The 3,919-nt window shown below is 42.4% G+C and carries 2 protein-coding genes; both read right to left on the bottom strand.

The genetic code is table 11. From position 1 onward, the window contains the following. Positions 1-505: 505 nt before the first annotated feature. Positions 506-1,489 carry an RNA polymerase sigma factor, RpoD/SigA family gene (locus ACFFAP_RS36930; protein WP_375515854.1) on the bottom strand — a complete coding sequence of 328 codons (984 nt, stop codon included), beginning with the start codon at positions 1,487-1,489 and terminating at the stop codon, positions 506-508. 586 nt (positions 1,490-2,075) lie between these two features. After that, a complete protein-coding gene (locus ACFFAP_RS36935; RefSeq protein ID WP_375515855.1) occupies positions 2,076-3,806 on the bottom strand; it encodes a helicase HerA domain-containing protein in 1,731 nt (576 codons plus the stop codon). Between the last annotated feature and the right edge of the window lie 113 nt (positions 3,807-3,919).

Consider the following 3,919-nt stretch of genomic DNA (forward strand, 5'->3'; position numbering starts at 1 on the left):
CTTTTACTTCTTCAAAAGCAGCTTTTAATTTCGCATTTTAGTGTTTTCCACAAACAAAAGCAGCTTTTACTTCTTCAAAAGCAGCTTTTAATTTCGCATTTTAGTGTTTTCCACAAACAAAAGCAGCTTTTACTTTCTCATTTTAGTGTTTTCCGCAAGTAAAAGTAGCTCTTACTTTCTCAAAAGAAGCTTTTACTTTCTCAATTGCCTGAATGTTTTCTCATTTGAGTAATTCATGCATTCATTTTGGTATATCATTGAGCCGAATGCTTGCGTAAGCGTAGTCCGTCGGAGACATCGCACGATAGAAAATCAGATAATCATCTACAGCAAAGCTACGTAATAAATAAAGGTAAAAGTTCATCACGTTTGCGTCCCAGATTGGGAAAATTTGCTAAATTATTGCACTTTTTGTGAATTTTTTTCAGCTAAAAAAATAGCCCCCTGAATTCAGGAGGCGCATCACCAAGGTGGTAGAAAGACGCGAAATGCCGCGTCTCTCATTTTAACTAGCAACGTATTCTTGGACATTGGCACGACGGCGACGCAGATGAGCCAAAGCTTGATGCTCTAACTGGCGGACGCGTTCACGGCTGAGATTCAACCTCTCACCCACTTTCGCCAATGACATTTCATTACCATCTTCTAAACCAAAGCGTAGGGCTACAACTTGTCGCTGTTGCGGAGTCAGTTCTGCTAGCAGGTTATTCAAGTCTTGGCGTAAGAATTCCTGGTTAGTGTAATACTCTGGTGATGGGCCATCATCTTCGAGCATTTCTTGCAACTCAGTATCCTGGTTATCGCCAACTTTAACATCCAAAGAGACTGGTTGACGCGCCATGTTCAGGTACTCGCGGATCTGAGCAGGTTCTATTTCCAGTTCTTTGGCAATTTCGGCTGGAGTAGGCGATCGCCCCAAGGTTTGAGCCAACTCGCGCTGCACTTTTTTGATTTTATTCAGTTTCTCGGTAATGTGGATCGGTAAGCGGATGGTGCGACCTTGTTGAGCGATCGCACGGGTAATCGCTTGGCGAATCCACCAGTAAGCATAGGTTGAGAACTTATAACCCCTCATTGGGTCAAATTTCTCTACACCCCGCTCTAATCCTAGTGTTCCTTCCTGGATTAAATCCAGAAACTCCATATTCCGCTTTTGGTACTTTTTGGCAATAGCAACGACCAAGCGCAAATTCGCTTCGATCATTTTTTGCTTTGCCCGCTTCCCTTGCGCCACCGTTTGTTGTACCTCGGTTTCCGATTGTTGAACGTGGTCAGCCCACTCTGACATATTCGGTTCGCGGTGCAGTTTCTTCGCCAAAGCTTCCTTAGCGTCGATGAACTTCATCATTTGTTGCACCTGCTTCCCATAGACAATCTCTTGTTCACGGGTTAGCAGTGGTACACGACCAATTTCTCGCAGATAGGTTCGCACCATATCAGCCGTGAATTTGGTGTTGAGGTTTTCCGTTTGGGTGTTGACAGTAGGCATTGATGTGTTATCCTCTACTCCGTAAACACAATATATTTTTTCTTACTAAAATCGATGGAGAAAGGTAGTACATCTATCACGAAATATCGGGAGCTATCAAAAGTCATTATCAATTGATCTAGCCGTTGTTCAGACGTAAACTCCCAATGATAGGTTCCCCTACCTTCCCTAAATTTTCAATCTCTTAAATTTTCAATCTCTATATAAGCACGCTGGTTGTTTTTGAGAATTCTTCTTTTAGGCAGTTACTGATCGCCAGAGAAAATCCGAAGTCGGTATGAGTTCCATTTACTTTATAGTACGATAAATCAGGCAAATAGTAAAGTATTTTAAGATAAAATCTGTAATTATAATTCAAAATTGCCGATTTGCAAAAAAAAATTAAACTTCATTGAAATTACTGACTATATCTATAGTGACGCCAAAAACCCCTCTTCTGTTGCCCAAAACTAGCCGGATAACCGAACTTAATTTCCTGCCACAATGGAGGGATGTTACGAATTGGGGATTGGTCATTAGTCATTAGTCATTAGTCATTGGTCATTGGTCATTTGCAAAGGACAAAGGACAACTGACAAATGACTATCTAGAATCCCAAGTCAGCTTTGGCTAGTTCAGCAGCAGCGAATACTTCTGCGTCAGGTTTTTCTTCCCAAGCTGGTTCACCAATTTCTTGGTAAAAAGTTGCGTCGTAAGGACGGGTACGTACTACTACTGGCATAGGAACAGCATGACCCAAAATTAAAGCTTGTTGTTTAGAGTCTAACTTTGCCAATACCGATCGCAGTCCGCCACCACCAGAAACACCAGTAAAAATCGCGTCAATGTCTTTTTCATCATTAAGCAAAGCGGTAATCCGAGTCCCAATCTGGGACATGACTTCATTGTCAATACCCGATGGACGTTGATCAACTACCAAAAGTGTGACGAAATACTTTCGCAGTTCCCTGGCGATAGTCCCAAAGATAGTACTTTGTACTACTCCTGGATCAAGGAAACGGTGCGCCTCTTCAATGGTAATCATCAATGGTGTCGGGCGATCGCAAGGATTTTTGCTTTGCAGAAATCTATCTGCTTTTTTGACGTAATGCTCATGAATACGTCTGGTGATCATATTCGTCACCAACATATAAGAGAGCATATTAGACTGGGAACCAAATTCTATCACAACATTCTTCCCAGCTTCCAGACATTGCACAATTTTATCAATGTAATTCTGGGGACAAACCGCGCGCATATACTTCAAATTATCCATACGCATCAGTTTGCGCTGTAACGCCATAATCGAGCCTTTGTGTCCCCGCTTCTCCTCGCAGAACACCTCGATTTCTTCATTAGTCATATTCAGCAACTGGACAATCCAAGACTTGCGAAACTCGCTATATAGAATATTGGCGTTATCCAGGGCTGCGTCAGAGAGTCCTAAATCTCGGCTACATAACTTAATATCTTCAACTTCAATTTGCTCATAACTCAAATAAAGTTCTTGAGCATCACGCACACCCCGGCGCTTTGTCGATTCCGGGTCGAGAGTGTAGACCTCAACTTTACTGGGAAAAAGTTGCTTTAAACCCTTAACAGTACTGACGTTTTTACCTTCTGCGACTGCTTCCCAGCCATACTCAGAGTGCATATCAAAAATCAAGTTCACTGCCGCATTTTTACGGATAACGCCAGCTAAAAGCAACCGTGTTAGAAAGGATTTACCAGTACCGGATTTCCCAAAAACCCCATTACTCCGTTCTACAAAGCGGTTTAAATCGATACAAACGGGCACATCCATATCCAAAGGTTTACCGATGGAAAAATTACGCCTTTGGGGGTCATCTTCCCAACCAAATACCCGGCGAAAATCGTCAACACTTGCATCGTAAACTTGGCTAAAGTGGCTAGGAATAGTTTTAACAGGCAACAATTCCATTGTAGTACTGGTTTGTGGCACAAATGAAGCCAAACCCGTCACCGATGGGAGGAAGGGATTTGTCGATTTGCCATTTGTTGGGGAGAAAGATTCTTCAGATTCGGGAGTGAACATCAACATGGGCGCGAGGTTGATAGTACCATAAGTACCACTTCCGGCTAAAACATCTCGTAAAAAAGTGTCTTCCCAACTAGGGGGATTTGCAATAATTCGGGCATTAGCAGCCCCCAATGCTACATCTGTCAGCATACAAAAAAAGCGCGATCGCATCCCTTGCACAACAAGAAACTTACCCACCCGCATATCTTCCACAGAAATGTCAGGATGCAATCGTACTTCTAAACCTTCAGTTAGAGAACCTTGAATGACCGAACCTAATGGCTGTGCCGAATTCATTTGATTAGTCATTTGTCATTTGTCATTGGTCATTGGTCATTTGTCTTGAGTTATTATCTCCCAGTCACCAATCCCTTATATAATTCAGGCTTTTAAAGCTAGCGTTAGGGAAC

Source organism: uncultured Nostoc sp., assembly GCF_964245575.1.
Lineage (GTDB): Bacteria > Cyanobacteriota > Cyanobacteriia > Cyanobacteriales > Nostocaceae > Nostoc.

What these genes read in the sequence shown, in the direction of transcription:
- ACFFAP_RS36930 (WP_375515854.1), bottom strand. Translation starts at nt 1,489, where the DNA reads ATGCCTACTGTCAACACCCAAACGGAAAACCTCAACACCAAATTCACG.
- ACFFAP_RS36935 (WP_375515855.1), bottom strand. Translation starts at nt 3,806, where the DNA reads ATGAATTCGGCACAGCCATTAGGTTCGGTCATTCAAGGTTCTCTAACT.